This window comes from Nocardioides albertanoniae (assembly GCF_006716315.1).
GTDB lineage: Bacteria > Actinomycetota > Actinomycetes > Propionibacteriales > Nocardioidaceae > Nocardioides > Nocardioides albertanoniae.
Genome location: NZ_VFOV01000001.1, coordinates 4,110,209 through 4,126,514 on the forward strand (window position 1 = coordinate 4,110,209; position 16,306 = coordinate 4,126,514).

The 16,306-nt window shown below is 70.0% G+C and carries 11 protein-coding genes and 1 tRNA gene; 5 read left to right on the forward strand and 7 right to left on the reverse strand.

Features of this window, described 5'->3' with window-relative positions:
• Positions 1 to 15 precede the first annotated feature (15 nt).
• The 5 genes from ettA to FB381_RS19765 form a co-directional block, all read right to left on the reverse strand.
• Entirely contained in the window at positions 16 to 1,698 is a 1,683-nt protein-coding gene (ettA, locus tag FB381_RS19745) for an energy-dependent translational throttle protein EttA (protein WP_141781857.1), read from the reverse strand.
• Between the two features lie 218 nt (positions 1,699 to 1,916).
• On the reverse strand, positions 1,917 to 2,435 hold the full coding sequence (locus FB381_RS19750; protein WP_141781858.1) for a single-stranded DNA-binding protein: 519 nt from the start codon (positions 2,433 to 2,435) through the stop codon (positions 1,917 to 1,919).
• Positions 2,436 to 2,605: 170 nt separating this feature from the next.
• Complete coding sequence (locus FB381_RS19755; RefSeq protein ID WP_141781859.1) at positions 2,606 to 4,255, reverse strand: YfjP family GTPase; 1,650 nt, start codon at positions 4,253 to 4,255, stop codon at positions 2,606 to 2,608.
• A gap of 29 nt (positions 4,256 to 4,284) precedes the next feature.
• Positions 4,285 to 6,201 (reverse strand): dynamin family protein, encoded by a 1,917-nt coding sequence (locus tag FB381_RS19760; RefSeq protein ID WP_246088216.1) that lies wholly within the window; start codon positions 6,199 to 6,201, stop codon positions 4,285 to 4,287.
• Positions 6,198 to 7,364 (reverse strand): PrsW family intramembrane metalloprotease, encoded by a 1,167-nt coding sequence (locus tag FB381_RS19765; RefSeq protein ID WP_141781860.1) that lies wholly within the window; start codon positions 7,362 to 7,364, stop codon positions 6,198 to 6,200. Before FB381_RS19765 ends, FB381_RS19760 begins: the two co-directional genes overlap by 4 nt.
• Before the next feature lie 123 nt (positions 7,365 to 7,487).
• Here FB381_RS19765 and FB381_RS19770 point away from each other — a divergent pair, with 123 nt between their 5' ends.
• Both FB381_RS19770 and FB381_RS19775 read left to right on the forward strand, forming a co-directional pair.
• Positions 7,488 to 8,915, forward strand: coding sequence for an aminopeptidase P family protein (locus FB381_RS19770; protein ID WP_141781861.1), 1,428 nt, complete (start codon positions 7,488 to 7,490; stop codon positions 8,913 to 8,915).
• Positions 8,915 to 9,820, forward strand: coding sequence for an N-acetylmuramoyl-L-alanine amidase (locus FB381_RS19775; RefSeq protein WP_141781862.1), 906 nt, complete (start codon positions 8,915 to 8,917; stop codon positions 9,818 to 9,820). The genes FB381_RS19770 and FB381_RS19775 overlap by 1 nt, the downstream gene beginning before the upstream one ends.
• 48 nt (positions 9,821 to 9,868) lie before the next feature.
• Here the strand turns inward: FB381_RS19775 and FB381_RS19780 are convergent, their stop codons facing one another.
• Positions 9,869 to 11,764, reverse strand: a complete 1,896-nt coding sequence (locus FB381_RS19780; protein ID WP_141781863.1) for a hypothetical protein — start codon at positions 11,762 to 11,764, stop codon at positions 9,869 to 9,871.
• A gap of 533 nt (positions 11,765 to 12,297) precedes the next feature.
• Here FB381_RS19780 and FB381_RS19785 point away from each other — a divergent pair.
• Positions 12,298 to 12,371 (forward strand) — tRNA-Arg (locus tag FB381_RS19785).
• Positions 12,372 to 12,432: 61 nt separating this feature from the next.
• Here the strand turns inward: FB381_RS19785 and yczE are convergent.
• Positions 12,433 to 13,071 carry a membrane protein YczE gene (gene yczE, locus FB381_RS19790; protein ID WP_246088217.1) on the reverse strand — a complete coding sequence of 213 codons (639 nt, stop codon included), beginning with the start codon at positions 13,069 to 13,071 and terminating at the stop codon, positions 12,433 to 12,435.
• Between the two features lie 62 nt (positions 13,072 to 13,133).
• Here yczE and yczR point away from each other — a divergent pair, with 62 nt between their 5' ends.
• Positions 13,134 to 14,564 carry a MocR-like transcription factor YczR gene (gene yczR / locus FB381_RS19795; RefSeq protein WP_141781864.1) on the forward strand — a complete coding sequence of 477 codons (1,431 nt, stop codon included), beginning with the start codon at positions 13,134 to 13,136 and terminating at the stop codon, positions 14,562 to 14,564.
• 119 nt (positions 14,565 to 14,683) lie between these two features.
• Positions 14,684 to 16,306, forward strand: coding sequence for a long-chain fatty acid--CoA ligase (locus FB381_RS19800; RefSeq protein ID WP_141781865.1), 1,623 nt, complete (start codon positions 14,684 to 14,686; stop codon positions 16,304 to 16,306).

Below are 16,306 nucleotides of genomic sequence, written 5' to 3' on the forward strand. Positions count from 1 at the left end.
AGCCGACTCGGCGTCTCAGTCGCGGGTGAGGCGACGGTGGGTGACGCGGTGCGGGCGGGCGGCTTCCTGGCCGAGGCGCTCGATCTTGTTGGCCTCGTAGGACTCGAAGTTGCCCTCGAACCAGAACCACTCGCCCTCGTTGTCCTCGGTGCCCTCCCAGGCGAGGATGTGGGTGGCGATGCGGTCGAGGAACCACCGGTCGTGGGAGGTGACCACGGCGCAGCCCGGAAAGTCGAGCAGGGCGTCTTCGAGCGACGAGAGCGTCTCGACGTCGAGGTCGTTGGTCGGCTCGTCGAGCAGCAGCATGTTGCCGCCCTGCTTCAGGGTGAGCGCGAGGTTGAGGCGGTTGCGCTCACCACCGGAGAGCACGCCGGCCTTCTTCTGCTGGTCGGGACCCTTGAAGCCGAACGAGGCGACGTAGGCCCGCGAGTTCATCTCGAAGTTGGCGACCTTGATGAAGTCGAGGCCGTCGGAGACGACCTCCCAGACGTTCTTGTTGGGGTCGATGCCGCCGCGGCTCTGGTCGACGTAGGAGATCTTCACCGTCTGGCCGACGTTGAGCTCACCCGCGTCCGGCTCCTCGGAGCCGGTGATCATCCGGAACAGCGTGGTCTTGCCGACACCGTTGGGGCCGACGATGCCGACGATGCCGGCGCGCGGGAGGGAGAAGGAGATGTCGTTCCACAGGGTGCGGCCCTCGAAGCCCTTGGTCAGGCTCTTGGCCTCCATCACCACGTCGCCCAGGCGCGGACCCGGCGGGATGTTGATGTCGGCGGTGTCGATTTTGCGGGCCTTGTCGGCTTCGGCGGCCAGCTCCTCGTAGCGGGCCAGACGCGACTTCGACTTGGTCTGGCGGGCCTTGGCGTTGGAGCGGACCCACTCCAGCTCCTTCTCGAGCATCCGGGCCCGCTTGGCGTCCTTGAGGCCCTCGACCTTGAGCCGCTCCTTCTTGCTCTCCAGGTAGGTGGAGTAGTTGCCCTCGTAGCCGTGGATCGAGCCGCGGTCGACCTCGGCGATCCACTCGGCGACGTTGTCGAGGAAGTAGCGGTCGTGGGTGACGGCCAGGACGGCGCCCTTGTAGGACTTGAGGTGACCCTCCAGCCACTGCACCGACTCGGCGTCGAGGTGGTTGGTGGGCTCGTCGAGGAGCAGCAGGTCGGGCTCCTGCAGCAGGAGCTTGCACAGCGCGACGCGGCGGCGCTCACCACCGGAGAGGTTGTCGACGAGCGTGTCTCCCGGCGGGCACCGCAGCGCGTCCATCGCCTGCTCCAGCTTGGAGTCGATGTCCCACGCGTTGATGTTGTCGAGGTAGGTCTGCAGGTCGCCGGTCTCGGCCATCAGGGCGTCCTGGTCGGCGTCGGGGTCGCCCATCTCCATGTAGGCGTCCTCGAGGCGCTTCATCTTCGCCTTGATCTCGCCGACCGCCTCCTCGACGTTCTCGAGGACGGTCTTGCCCTCCGTCAGCGGCGGCTCCTGCTGGAGCATCCCGACGGTCGCGTCCTGGTCGCGGACGATGTCACCGTTGTTGGGGTGGTCGATCCCCGCCATGAGCTTGAGCAGGGAAGACTTGCCCATACCGTTCGGACCGACGACGCCGATCTTGGCACCGTGCAGGAACGAGAGGGTGACGTTGTCGAGGACGACCTTGTCGCCGTGGGCCTTGCGCACATTGCGCAGGGAGAGGATGTAGTCGGCCATAAGGCCCACCCTAATGAGAGAGAGGCACGCCGGTACAACCGGCGCACCTCTAGATGATTGATGCACGGGGTGCCCTGCTACGCGACGCCCGGCATCCACGCTGGCGGCGTTGCCGCCCTTCAACAGACGCCCGGTATGCCCTCAGCCAGGGCGGCGCCTTGCCAGCGCGGCGCCCGGCGCCGCTCGCGACGGGCACCCCGTGCATCAATCATCTGGACTCAGGCCGCCTCCGAGGTCTCCGTCTCGGGGGACCCCTCAGCCTCGCCCGAGGTCTCCGGCTTCTGCTCCCACGGGTCGGCTCCTGGCGCGCGCCAGTCGGAGATCGGATCGGTCTCCTGCTCCTCGTGGGGCTCGGGCGCGGTGGCGGCAGCGAGCGTGCGCGGGTTGCGGGAGAGGCTGGTCATGCCCCGGTTGAGATCATGGCCGACGACGGTCGCCTCGACCTCGAAGGTGTTCACCTCCAGACCGTCCTTGTTGATATAGGTGCGGGCGGTCAGCCGGCCCTGCACCACGACCGGGTCGCCCTTGCGCAGCGAGCGGCCGACGTTCTCCCCCAGCTGCCGCCAGGCGCTCACCGAGAACCACTGCGTCACACCGTCGCTCCACTCCCCCGTCTTCCGGTTGAGCTTCCGCGGCGTGCAGGCCATCCGGAAGTTCACCACCGAGACGTCGCCGACGGTGCGCACGATCGGGTCGGCGCCGACGTAGCCGCGCAAGGTGATGGTCGAGTCGTTCATCGTTGTCTCCTCAGTGCTCCACCCGCCTGATGCGGGCCTTCGAAGGCAACTCTGCGCTCGGCCACCGACAGTTTCCGGCGGCGTACGTGGGCCTGTGGACAACCCCGGATCGAACCGTGCCTGTGGACGGTGAACGGCCCCATTCTCGGGGTCAGGTCACGCGCAAACCGTCAGCGCAGCGCCTTGGCCACGCCGTGACGCAGCGAGGTGTAGGCCGCCAGCTCCGTCTCGATCGGGTCGACGACGAGCTCGCGGGAGACCTCGGAGACCGCCGCGCGCAGCCGCGAGTCTGCCGCCCGCGCACGGCGCCGAGCGGTGCTGATCACCATCAGATGGCACACGCACCACAGCACCAGGCCGAGTCCGACACCTCCGATGAGCAGCACGTACGGGAGCTCGACCCCCGCGACCGACGGCGTCGCCTCGCCGACCGCCGGCCCGGAGAGCACCAGCGCGAGCGACCACACCAGCCCGACGGCGGCGATCGCGATCAGTATCCACTGGAGCACGCGCACCAGCCCCGTCCACAGCGGCAGCCGCTCGGCGTTGAGGTCGACGCCGCCGACGGAGGCGTCGAGCCTGTCGGCGAGATCGCCCATCCGAGCGACCGATGCCCGCCGGATCGCCTCCCGCCACGGGGTGGCGAGGCCGGCTCCGGCCTCGTCGGCAAGCGTACGGACCTCGGTGTCGACCCGCGCCCGCTCGACGGCGGTGGTCTGTGGCAGCGAGGTGCGGGCACGCCCGGCCAGCTGGGTCGCTTCCTCGCCCAGCGCCAGGTGCAGCCGCTTCAGCGGGTCGGGCTTCAGTCGGGAGACCCAGGAGACCAGAGGCCAGCCGGTCGCGCCGCGGGCTCGGGTGCGTACGGATCTCTCGACCGCGTCGACCACCGTCGGCACCCCGGCAGCCTCGGAGATGGCGTCTTCGAGCGCCTCGACCCGCGGCTTGGCCAGGGAACGCGGCTTGGCGTCGCCGGAGGCCTTGGCGAGCTTGACGGCAGCGGTCTTGATGTCGGCGGAGAGGCGCGACTTGTTGGCCCGCTTCGCCGCCGCCCGCTGGGCGATCTCGGTCTTGAGCTGCGGAACACCCCAGCCGAGCTTGGCGGAGACCGGGATCACCGGCACGTTGCGCAGCCCGTCCTGATCGAGCAGGCGGCGTACGTCGCCCAGCATCGACTCACGACGCTCCTCGGGCACACGGTCGATGTGGTTGAGCACCACGACCATGATCTCCGAGTGCGTACGCAGCGGCTGCAGGTAACGGTCGTGGATGGCCGCATCGGCGTACTTCTGCGGGTCGAGCACCCAGACCAGCATGTCGGCCAGCTCGACGAGACGGTCGACCTCGAGGTGGTGAGAGACCTCGGTGGAGTCGTGGTCGGGCAGGTCGAGCAGCACCACGCCGTCGAGCTCGTGGGTCTCGCGGCGGGTGTCGAGCATCGAGTCGCGGGTGGTCTGGTGCCGCTCGGGGATGCCCAGCCACTCGAGCAGCTCCTGCGCGCCCTCGGAGCCCCACACGCAGGCGGTCGCCCAGGAGGTGGTCGGCCGGCGCACCCCGACAGCGGAGAGCTCCAGCCCGGTCAGCGCGTTGAACGTCGACGACTTGCCGGACCCGGTCGCACCCGCGACCCCGACGACCGTGTGGTCGGCGGAGAGCTTCAGGCGCCCCTGCGCCTTGTTGACGACGCCGCGGGCCTCGTCGACGATCTCGTCGTCGAGACGCCCGGTCGCCGCGTCGGTCGCAGCGGTCAGTCCGTCCAGTCGCTCGCCGAGGTCTCCGCCTCGGCTGACCAGGTTCTTTGCACCTTCGAGCAGGCCGCTCAATGCTCCCCCTTCATTCCCTGACACAAGTCTCAGTCATGACCGCGCTGGCTGGCGAACCGAGCATCGCCCACCTTCCGCGCCGCGTGCCGCAGACGCTCCGGCGCACCCTGGTCGATCTGCAACGCGTCGACCTGTCCGGTATAGCGCGCACGCTCCTCGTCCACCAGTGTCACGATGCGCGTCTCGAGCGCCTCGCGTGCCTTGGCCGCGAGCCCGCGCACGGCCTGGTCGCCGAAGACCGCCTCCAGCAGCTTCTGGCCGATCAGGAGGGTGCCGCCCGCGATGCCGACCTCGGCCCCGACCAGCGCACCGCCGGTCGAGGCGAAGACGACCACCATCAGCGCGACACCGAGGCCGTTGACCCCGTAGGAGAGGAACTTCGCGGTCGTACGTTTGTCCTGACCCTCCCCGCGCACCATCTCGAGCACGTCCTGCTGCCAGTCGCGCACCGCACGCTCGGCCTTGGGCCGCAGCGCGCGCGAGGCGCGGCCGAGGTCGGACGGGCCGGCGTCGAGCACCCCTCGTCCGGCCGGGCTCATCTGCCACGCAGCCTCTGCCTTCTCGGCGGCCGACTCGCACTGCTCGAGGATCAGCATCTCCAGGCCACCCTGGACCGCGGCGGTCACCCGCTCGGCCTGCTGCGGCTTGCCCTTGATCGAGCCGAGGATCTTGTCGCGGATCATGCCGACCCGCGACTCCAGCGCCTTGAGGATCTCGCCCGTGCCGACGAACTCCTGCCAGCGCGCGAGCACCTCGCCGCGCAGCAGCGTGCCGTCGGCGGTGGCCGCCATGATCGCCTTGAGCGCGTCGTCGTAGGCCATGTCGGCATCCGTACGCAGCCGCTGCGCCGCCTCGCCCTGCCCGGCCGCCGTGTCGGCGATCGGGTGCACCTCGAGGGTCAGCGCGCGCACCGCCCCGTCGAGCGTCTGGGTGACGACCTGATGGCGCGCGGTGGCGTCGTCGGCGAGCATGTCGAGCCAGGAGCGCACCTCGGCGACGTGCTCGGAGGGCAGCAGCCCCTGCTCGGAGACCTCGCCCTCGTGGACGATGAAGAGCGGAGAGTCCTTCAGGCCGCGGGAGGCCAGCATCCGGGCCAGATGGCCGGCGACCGTCTGCACGGCGTCGGGCGGGGTGCGGTCGAGCACCACCGCGACAGCGGTGGAGCGGTTGGCGGCGAGCTGGAGGAACTCCCAGGGCACCTGGTCGGCGTAGCGCGCGGCCGAGGTGACGAAGATCCACAGGTCGGCCGCGGCGAGCAGCTCGGCGGCCAGCACCCGGTTGGCTTCCTCGACCGAGTCGACGTCGGGAGCGTCCAGCACGGCGAGCCCGGCGTGGAGCGACTCGTTGGCCACGAGCTGCAGCGCGTCGGGGTCGTTCGTCGGGTGATCGACCCGCTCCAGCTCGGGCAGCAGCCGGTCCTGCCCGAACCAGCGGGCGTCGTCGGGGTGGTGCACGAGCACGGGCGACCGGGTCGTCGGACGCAGCAGGCCGGGCGTGGTCACCCTGGTGCCGACCAGCGAGTTGACCAGCGTCGACTTCCCGGCACCGGTCGAGCCACCGACCACCGCGAGCAACGGCGCGTCGATGGTCATCATCCGCGGGATCACATAGTCCTCGAGCTGCTCGACCATGTTCTGCCGCGCGGTGCGCTGCTCCTCCGCACCGGGCAGATCCAGCGGCAGCGTGACCTCGGTCAGCGCCTGGTGGAGCTGCACGAGCGAGGTCACCATCCGGTTGCTCTCGCCACCGGACGCCTCGGCCTCGACCTGGGCCTTGGCGACCTCGAAGTCGGAGGTCGGCTTCTCGGCGAGCATCCCCGCCGTCTGGGCCTCGTAGGCGGTCGGCTCGGCCTGAGCCTCCTGGGCCCCGATCTGTGCCGGTGCCTCGGTCTGGGTCTCGGTCGGCGTCTCCGGCTCGGCGCCGTCGTCTGCTCGTTCTTCGCTCATCCCGTCATCACCTGCCCGTTCGGGAACGCAATATGTGGTCGTACTTCACCGATCCGGTCAACATATGCCCTCCCTCGTGCAGCAAAGTCCGGCGGTGGGTTGCCACGCAGGAATCGCCAGTGCAGATATCCGAGCTCGATCGCGGCCTGCTGGTATTCGCGCATCGCCGCGACCCCTTGCGCTCCCCCGTGGGCCGCGGCGAACTTCCTCGCCTGGTCGCGGCCACGCAGATCGACCACCCAGCCGATGTCGGTATAGGGGATCAGCCCACGCTGGGCGGCGTCGGTCAGCGACTGTCTCAGCATGGTGCGCTCCGACTTCCGCCGCCAGATCGCGAAGGCCACCATCGAGATGAACGCGGGCACCATCACCACGACGTACGCCAGCAGGAACCCGGCACCGTCGTAGAGCAGTGTCGAGCCGTTCCAGGTGCCATGGGCGAGCACCGCGACGGCGTAACCCAGCAGTGGCGCCACCACCTTCAGCCAGCGCTTGCGCGTCACCACGGCGATGCCGATGCCGATGCCGGTGAAGGCGGTGAAGAGCGGGTGGGCGAAGGGGCTGAACAGGCATCGCATCACGAAGACGACGGTGAACTCACCGATGTGGCCCGAGGAGCTGTCGCCCATGCCGGGGGTGCCGTTGTAGGTGCCGCCGAGATAGAGGATGTTCTCGGTGAAGGCGAAGCCGATGCCGACCATGCCGGCGTAGACGATCCCGTCGAGCACGCCGTCGATGAGGTGGCGGCGCCAGACCAGCAGCACGACCAGGAACAGGCCCTTGGCAGCCTCCTCGGTCACCGGAGCCACGACCGCGAGCTGGGTCGGCTGGCTCCAGCCGGCGACCAGCGCACCGACGCTCTGCACGATCAGCGCGGCAGCGACCGCCACGAAGGCGCCCCAGCCGAGGCCGAGCGCGAGGAGCGACTTCGGCTCGGGCTCGTAGCGGTCGAGCCATAGATAGGCATAGACCAGCGGCACCACCGGGACGGCTGCGAACAGCACCCCGAGGATCGCGCCGGTCGGCGCGAGATGATGGTCGACGACGCTGGTGCTCAGCAGAACGATGCCGAGCACAGGCAGCGAGGCCAGCACGACCAGCACGCCCACCACGATGGTGAACGTGCGGTTGCTTCTCGTCGGATCCTTCGGGATCGCCCCCATGCGCGCCAGACTATCGGGCAAGCCGACCACACGTGGGAGGAGACACCGATCGAGACGCTTCGGAGCGGCCGTGGCCAGGGAAGTCATGTGCTCCGGCGCTCCGGCGCGGCGTACGATTCCGGTATGAACGACGAAGGCGCCCCCATCCCTGCTGACGATCACACCGAGAGCCACGACCAGAAGGTTCCGGAGGCCTGGTCCAACTTCATGAGGGAGGGTTGGGACGACCGCGAGGCGGAGGTGCCCGAGCACCCGATCACCCCGTGGGCAGCGGCGCGTCGTTCGAGACTGGCGGAGATCTTCCCCGGTGAGCGCCTGGTCGTGCCGGCCGGCACCTACAAGACCCGCGCCAACGACACCGACTACCGCTTCCGCGCCGACACCGCTCACGTGCACCTCACCGGCAACCAGACCTCCGACGCCGTCGTGGTGATCGAGCCCGACGGCTCCTCGGTGCTCTACGCCCGCCCGCGCAGCGGCCGCGACACCGACGAGTTCTTCCGCGACCGTCAGTACGGCGCCCTCTGGGCCGGCGCGCGGCCCTCGGCCCGCGAGCTCTCCGACTCGCTCGGGATGGAGGTGCGCCACGTCGACCAGCTCGACTCCGCGCTGGCCGGCAACACCCCGACCCGGGTGCTCCGCGGCGTCTCCTCGGAGGTCGACAAGCTGGTCGCGCCCTCCGACGACGCGGCGTGGGACGGCGAGTTCGCCAAGACCCTCTCCGAGCTGCGCCTGATCAAGGACGAGTGGGAGCTCAAGGAGCTCCAGGAGGCCTGCGACATCACCGTGCGCGGCTTCACCGACGCGGTGCGCGAGTGGGACCAGGTGCTCAAGCACGGCGAGCGCTGGATCGAGGGCACCTTCTACCGGCGCGCGCGTGCGGAGGGCAACGACCTCGGCTACGACTCGATCGTCGGCGGCGGCTCGCACGCCACCACGCTGCACTGGATCGACAACAACGGCCCGATCGTGCCGGGCGAGATGGTGCTGCTCGACATGGGCGTGGAGGGCAACAACCTCTACACCGCCGACATCACCCGCACCCTCCCGATCTCCGGCAAGTTCACCTCGCTGCAGCGCAACCTCTACGAGCTCGTCTACAACGCCCAGCAGACCGCCATCGAGGCGATCCGCCCGGGCGTGACCTTCCGCGCCGGCCACTTCGCCGCGATGGAGGTCATCGCCCACGGCCTCAACGACCTCGGGCTCCTTCCCGTCTCGGTCGACGAGGCGCTCTCGGAGGACAACAAGACCTACTCCCGCTGGACCCTCCACGGCGTCTCCCACATGCTGGGCCTCGACGTCCACGACTGCGCCTCCGCCTCGCCGGAGGCCTACGTCGAGGGGCCGATCCAGGAGGGCATGGTGCTCACCGTCGAGCCCGGCCTCTACTTCCAGAAGGAGGACAAGCTCGTCCCCGAGGAGCTGCGTGGCATCGGCATCCGCATCGAGGACGACATCGTCGTCACCAAGGACGGCTCCATCAACCTCTCCGCCGGCCTGCCGCGTACGGCCGACGACGTCGAGGCCTGGATGGGCCAGCATCTGTGATGTCGGATGCTCACCGAGGTAGCTCGGTCGAGTCCCGCTTCTCTCGTGGAGCTCCGCGAGGGAAGCGGCCGCTCACCGAGATACCTCGGTCGGCAGCCACCGCCGTCGGTTGCCTCGCGCTGGCATCGGCCCTGACGGCGTGCACCCCAGGTCGTACGCCGCAGCAGCCTGCGGCATCGGGGTCGCCGTCCACCTCGTCGGGCTCGGCGGCCCCGTCCTCGTCGGGCGCGCCGGAAGCTGCCGGCGACGTCTTCGACGGTGCCGTGATCGGGATCGACCCGGGCCACAACGCCGGCAACGCGGGCGCACCCGAGGTGATCAACAAACAGGTCTGGAACGGCCGCTCGAAGAGTCCGTGCAACACGACCGGCACGGCGACCGACGACGGCTATCCCGAGACCGACTTCACCTGGGCCGTGGCCAACAAGCTCGCCGCTGACCTGCGAGAAGCTGGCGCCGAGGTGGTGATGACGCGCGACGGCAACGACGGGGTCGGGCCGTGCATCGACAAGCGCGCGAAGATCATCAACGACGCCAAGGCAGACGTCGCGATCGACATCCACGCCGACGGCGCGGCCGAGTCCGAGCGCGGTTTCTCACTGCTGATCCCGGTGCGGTCGGGCACCAACGACAAGGTCGTGCAACCCTCTCGCGACTATGCCGAGATGCTCCGCACCGAGATGAAGAAGACCGGCATGCCGCTGGCCACCTACCTCGGTGAGGGCGGCTTCGTGAAGCGCGACGATCTCGCCGGGCTCAACCTCACCACCGTGCCCCAGGTGCTGCTCGAGACCGGCAACATGCGCAACGCCGAGGACGCACGCCTGCTGAAGTCCGACAAGTTCCACGCCGAGACGGCGGCGGCCATCATGCGAGCGATGGCGGCGTACCTGCGCTCACGCTGATCGCGGCTCCTCATCGGGAGCCGCGACCAACGTGTCAGCGTCAGCAGTTCAGAGCTTCTTCCACTCCACGGAGTCGAGGCCGTACTCCTCGGCGATCGGGCCCCACGCCTTGGCGGCGGCCTTCTTCGGGTCATGGCTGGCCAGGCTGAGCGTCGTCGCCTTCTCCAGCTTGCGCTTGCCGCCGATGCACTCGCCGGCGTCGTTGACCTTGCGCTTCTCGCCCCAGGCGGCGAAGGCCAGGTCGGCGTTCTGCGCGGTCATCCATGCCGACTCGAGGTTCTTGACGACCTTCTGCGAGCCCGGCAGGGCGGCGGTGTCGACCTTCGCGACCTTGGCCGCGAGCTCCTTGCGCGAGGCGGCGGCCTTCTCGAAGGTGTCGATCGCCTCGTCGATGTTCTCGCACGACTTGAGGTCGGCCTGGGCAGCGCCGATCGACTCCTTGTCCTTGGCCGAGGTGCGCATCAGGGCGTCGATCTTCTTGGCCTGAACCTCGGCACCGCCGCCGGCGGTGGTGCTGACGCCCTGGCCGGAGCCGGTGTTGGCGTTGGCGTCGTCGTTGCTGTTGAGCAGGCCGATGACGAACGCGATGATCGCGACCACCACGGCGATCGCCAGGACGATCAGACCCCAGCGCTTGAGGTCGATGCCGCCCAGTCCCTTGCTCTGACCGCCGTCACGACGCGGCGGCTCGTAGCGGGCGTCATAGCCGTTGCCGTACGGGTCGTAGCCCTGCGGCGCCATCGGCGGCGGCGCCGGGCTGCTCGGACCGTTGCCCGGCACCGGCGGCTGCCCCACGAGGGTGGGATCGGTGTAGGCGTCCTGGCCGTAGGGGTCCTGGCCGTAAGGATCGGCGAAGCCCTGACCGAGCTGGTCCTGCGACCTGTCCGGCGCCTGACCGTAGGGCTGGTCGTACGGCTGGTCATAGGGCTGGTCGTACGGCTGGGACCACTGCGACTGCTGGGCCTGGTCGGGATCCAGCTGCGGCGCGAGCGGGGCGTAGGCGGGGTCGCCGTATCCCTGGTCGCCGTATCCCTGGTTCTGCTGACCGCGGTCGTAGGGGTTGGCGCCCGCCTCCGGCGCCGGGGCGCCGAACTGCTGCTGCGGCGGGGCGAACTGGTTGATCTCGTCGCGCGGCTGGGTGCCCCCGGAGGGGCCGTCGCCCGCGTCGAATCCCGGGTTCCTCGCGACCTGGGTCTCCTCGGGGTGACCCGGCGCGGGCGGTGCCGGCTGGCGGCGTTCGACCGGAGGCATCGCCTCGTGCGTCGACTGCGCCGTGGGCGAGCCGTCGACCTGCGGAGCCGGGGCCGGCTCGACGAAGCCCCGGTGCTCGGCGGGCCGCTCGTGCGCCGCTGCGGGACGCTGCGGCATCGGCTGCTCGAACGGCTGCTCGTGCTGCGGCTGCTCGGGCATCGGTCGCTCGGGCATCGGTCGCTCGGGCATCGGCTGGTCGGGCTGCGGACGCTGCGGCATCGGCGGCATCTGCTGCTCGGGCTGCGGGCGAGACGGCAGCGGCGGCATCGGGGCGGCCCCAGGCATCTGCTGCTGGGGCGCGGACGGCTCGCTCGGGCGCTCGTGCGCAGGCGGCAGCGTGGGCAGACCCGGCTGAGGCTCCCGCGGCTCCTGGGCGGCCGGAGCCTCCGGGGCGGGGGCCTCCGGAGCCTGCTCCGGCTCGGCCGGCGCCTCGGCGGGCGGCTCGGTGTCCTTCCGCTTGGGCATGAAGAGCGACTGCGACTGCGAGGCGAGCTCAGGCTCGAACTTCGGCGTACGCGCCGCCAGCCCGAACAGGCCACCACCGTCGGAGGAGCCCGCCGGTGGCGGAGCCATCCCGCCGCCGAAGGCCGGCTGCTCGCCGCTCGGCGCGTTCATGTTCAGCTGCGGAGCCATCGACGCCCCAGGCGTACGCCTGACCTGCTCGAGCGGAAGGTGCTCCGGCTCCGAGTCCATGTCCGGCCCTGACTGCGCGGACGGCCCTGACGGCGCCGCGTGCTGGCCGCGGCCGGGATCGGCCGCCTCGGTGGGCGGGTGCTCACCCGGCTCCGGCGTAGCGCCTGCGCGCGGACGCCTCGGCAACGACGACAGGCCACCCTGGTCAGGCTGGGCGCCTCGCTGCGGCAGACGCGGAGGCGCAACCGGCTCCGGTGCACCCTGCGACGGCGGCTGATGGGCGCTTCTGACGGGGGTGCCACACCCTGTGCAGAAGCGCATACCGGTGACCGCTGCACCGCACGAGGTGCACATGGACTCCATAGTCATATCCGGGGACCCTACCGATGATCTGGCCGAGTCTCGAACCCTCGGAGTCCGCCAGTCGGACACTCAGAGCGACAGAGAGGGGACAGTGTGCCCAACCATCCCCCACACCTCGGTAACACTCCGGCAAGCGATTCGGATTCCGATGCACACGAGGGATACGCCCACCGGTAAGATCGGGCGCGGCCTGCGTAAACCTCCTCTCCGAGGGGGCTCACACGGGCCATGCCTCCGTAGCTCAGCTGGATAGAGCATCGGCCTTCTAATCCGACGGTCACAGGTTCGAATCCTGTCGGGGGCGCAACAATTTTTGTGTGGGTTAAATCATCTGCGCAGCGCGCGTTTCGCACGCGCGAGCACGCTCACGGGGCGGAGGGCGTCGACGGCGCCGCCGCCGTCGCAGGCATCGGCCCGGCGTACAGACGCCTGAAGAACGGCAGCGTGCGGTGGACCATCGGGCCAATCAGCAGCGCCTCGGCGACCGTGCCGACACCGACGAGCCCGCCGAGCAGCCACCCGACGGCGAGCACGGTGATCTCGACACCGGCTCGGCAGACCCAGACCGGGGCGCCGGTGCGCTCGTGCAGGCCGGTCATCAGTCCGTCGCGCGGCCCGGGGCCGAGCCCCGGCGCGATGTAGATGCCGGTCGCGGCAGCCAGCAGGAGCAGGCCCGCGACGAAGAGCGCCACCTGCGCCGCGAGGTCGCTCGGGTGCGGGAGCACCCGCAGCCCGATCTCCGCCGAGGTGCCGACGAGCAGCACGTTGAGCACCGTGCCGACGCCCGGCCGCTGGCGCAGCGGGATCCAGGCGAGCAGCACGACCAGCCCGACCAGGTTGGTCACCATGCCGAACGAGATCCCGGTGATCTCCACGAGCCCCGACGCCAGGGTGTTCCAGGGAGCCAGACCGAGCGAGGCTCGCACGAGCATGGCGACGGCCATGCCGTAGAGGAACAGTCCAGTTATCAACCAGGCCAGGGACTTTACAGAGAGATCCTTCACGTTACAGAGCCAATCACGGGTCCAATCAACGGTAAAGGAGCCAATCAGCCTAAGGTGGACCCATGCCTCGCGGAAGAATTGGAGCCACCGCGCTCGCCGGACTGCTCGGCCAGTGGCAGGGCGACGGCCCTGCCTACGAGAACCTCGCCGAACGGATCCAGCTGCTGCTGATCGACGGCCGGCTCTCCGCCGACGTACGTCTCCCCTCCGAGCGCGAGCTCTCCGAACGGCTGACGCTGAGCCGCACCACGATCACCGCGGCCTACCGGCGGTTGCGCGAGCACGGTTACGCGCTCAGCGTGCAGGGGTCGGGCACGACGACGAAGCTGCCGCCCACCGCGCCCGACTCGTTCACCGAAGGCGGCGAGATCGACCTGGTCAGAGCCACCCTGCCGGCCACCCGGCGCCTCCCCGAGGCCGCCCACGAGGCGACCCGCCGGCTGGGCGAGCACATGAGCGGCCCCGGCTACACGCTCTGGGGGATCGAGGAGCTGCGGGGCGCGATCGCCGAGCGCTACACCGCCCGCGGGCTCGAGACCGACCCCGACCAGATCATGGTGACCACCGGCGGCCAGAGCGCGATCGCGCTGCTCGCCCGCACCGTGATCAGCCGTGGCGACCGCGCCTACGCCGAGAGCCCCTCCTACCCCAATGCGTACGACGCGCTGAGCCTGGCGGGCGCGCGGATCGTCACGAGCCCGGTCACCACCGACGGCGGCTGGGACATGTCGGCAATGGAGGCGGCCATCGCCCGCACCACCCCGGTGATGTCGTACGTCATGCCCGACTTCCACAACCCCACGTCTCGGTCGATGCCGGCCGAGGACCGGCTCCGTCTGCTGCGTGCGGCCGCGAAGGTCGACACGCTCGTGGTGGTCGACGACACCACGGCCGAGCTCAACATCGACCGCCCCCACACCTTCCCGCCGCTCGCGACGATGGCCGGTGAGCACGGCGCGCGGGTCGTCCACATCGGTTCGGCGAGCAAGATGCTGTGGGGCGGGCTGCGGGTGGGCTGGATCCGCGCCGACCCGGTGCTGCTGACCCAGATCGCCAGCGGCCGCTCGGCGACCGATCTCGGCACCCCGATCTGGGAGCAGCTGGTGACCGCCACCCTGTTCCGCCACCTTCCCGAGATCCTCGAGGAGCGCGCCGGACAGCTCGCGGCGGGCCGCGCCGCGCTCTACCACGCGATGCACGAGCACCTCCCCGACTGGGAGCTGCCGCCTCGTATCGACGGCGGGCTCTCCGCCTGGGTCGGCCTGCCGGCCCCGGTCAGCTCCCAGCTCACCCTCGCGGCCCGACCGCACGGGCTGCTGGTCACCGCCGGGCCACGGTTCGGCGTCGACGGTGCCTACGAGCGGCATCTGCGCCTGGCGATCACTCCCCGGCCCGAGCTCGTGCGCCGCGGTGTCGAGATCCTCGCCGACGTCTGGCCGCGCGCAGCCTCCACCCCCGCGCTCGCCCTCCCCACCTCCGACGCCGTCGTCTGAACCCACCCCTCGTCGAGTCGGCTCGTTATAACGAGCCGACTCGACGGGAAATCACGTCAGGACGAGCCGACTCGGCGAATCTGTTGTGACTCACGACACATTCGGTCAGGATGTGCAGCATGCAGGGACTCATCCAGGACGCACCGTTGACCATCGACACGATCATCCGGCGCGCGGAGCGCGTCTTTCCCACCAGGGAGATCGTGACCAAGACCGCCACCGGTCTCGAGCGCAGCACCTTCAAGGGCCTCGCCGACGAGGTGCGCCGGCAGGCGGGAGTGATCGACAAGCTCGGCATCTCCGCCGACGGCCGGATCGCGAGCTTCGCGTGGAACACCCTGCGCCACCTCGCGCTCTACTACTCGGTCCCCTGCACCGGCAGGGTGCTGCACACCGGCAACATCCGCTACTTCCCCGACCAGCTGGTCTACACCTTCAACCACGCCGAGGACGAGGCGGTCTTCGTCGACCGGTCTCTGCTCGGCCTGCTCGCCCCGCTCCTCCCCCAGCTGACGACGCTCAAGCACGTGATCGTGATGGACGACGGGGCACCGACCCCGCTGCCTGACGACCCCCGGGTCGTCTCCTACGAGGAGCTGATGGCCGACGCCGACGACGGGGTCATCGACGGCCGGGTCACCGACGAACGCTCCGCCGCCGGGATCTGCTACACCTCCGGCACCACCGGCAACCCGAAGGGCGTCGTCTACAGCCACCGCTCCCAGTACCTGCACGCGCTCGCCTCGTTGTCCGGGAGCCTGTTCGGCACCAACGACCGCGACCGGGTGCTTCCGGTCGTGCCGTTCTTCCACGCCAACGGGTGGGGTTTCGCCCACTCCTCGCTGCTGGCCGGCGCCAACCTGATCCTGCCCGGCCCGGATCTCTCACCCACCGGCCTCATCGACGTGATGCAGGCGGAGGAGGTGACTGTCGCCGCCGGCGTACCCACGATCTGGATGGCGATGGTGCCTCTCCTCGCCGACGCCGACCTCAGCTCGCTGCGCGTCGTGGTCTGCGGCGGATCGGCGGTGCCGAAGTCGCTCTCCGAGGCCTGGCGCGAAGCCATCGGCGTGCCGATCACCCAGGCCTGGGGAATGACCGAGATGTCTCCCCTCGGCTCCGTCTTCGCGCCGCGCGCCGAGATCGCCGACCTGCCCGAGGAGGAGCTCGCCGAATACCGTACGTCGCCCGGCATCCCCGCGGTCGGCGTCGAGCTCCGCATCGTCGAGCCCGGCACCACCGACGAGATGCCGTGGGACGGCGAGACCACCGGCGAGCTCGAGTGCCGCGGCCCGTGGATCGCGTCGGCCTACTACAAGGTCGAGTCCGACAGCTTCTCCCCCGACGGCTGGCTGCGCACCGGTGACATCGCCGCGATCGACCCGCTGGGCTACGTACGCATCGTCGACCGCACCAAGGACCTGGTGAAGTCCGGTGGCGAGTGGATCTCCACGGTCGCGATCGAGAACCTCATCATGGGCCACCCCTCGGTCGCCGAGGCGGCGGTCATCGCGGTGGCCCACCCGAAGTGGGGCGAGCGGCCGCTGGCGTTCGCGGTGGTCAAGGACGGTGAGTCGATCACCAACGAGGAGCTGCTCACCTATCTCGCCGACAACCTCGGCAAGTGGCAGGTGCCCGACGACGTCGTCTTCATCGACGAGGTGCCCAAGACCTCGGTCGGCAAGTTCTCCAAGAAGACCCTGCGCGACGAATACTCCGGCTACCAGCTGCCCACGGCGTAG